Raw genomic sequence first — 292 nt, forward strand, 5'->3', positions numbered from 1 at the left:
TTTTTATTGCAAGAGCCATTAGCTCAGTTGGTAGAGCATCTGACTTTTAATCAGAGGGTCGAAGGTTCGAATCCTTCATGGCTCACCATTTTAATGAAATATGCGGGTGTGGCGGAATTGGCAGACGCACTAGACTTAGGATCTAGCGCCTTTGGCGTGGGGGTTCGACTCCCTTCACCCGCACTTTTAATGAAATATCTCAAACATGTCTTGCGGAAGTAGTTCAGTGGTAGAATACAACCTTGCCAAGGTTGGGGTCGCGGGTTCGAATCCCGTCTTCCGCTCCAATTTC

General features: G+C 47.6%; 3 tRNA genes. All 3 read left to right on the top strand.

What is annotated here, in order from left to right:
* The first annotated feature begins 12 nt into the window (after positions 1-12).
* The 3 genes from ILT06_RS32310 to ILT06_RS32320 all read left to right on the top strand — a co-directional run bounded on the left by ILT06_RS32310 (position 13) and on the right by ILT06_RS32320 (position 287).
* Positions 13-88, top strand: a tRNA-Lys gene (locus ILT06_RS32310).
* A gap of 14 nt (positions 89-102) precedes the next feature.
* A tRNA-Leu gene (locus ILT06_RS32315) sits at positions 103-183 on the top strand.
* 29 nt (positions 184-212) lie between these two features.
* Positions 213-287 (top strand) — tRNA-Gly (locus ILT06_RS32320).
* Positions 288-292 lie beyond the last annotated feature (5 nt).

The sequence above is a fragment of the Bacillus sp. 17RED48 genome (genome assembly GCF_019837545.1).
GTDB classification, from domain to species: domain Bacteria; phylum Bacillota; class Bacilli; order Bacillales; family Bacillaceae_G; genus Bacillus_A; species Bacillus_A wiedmannii.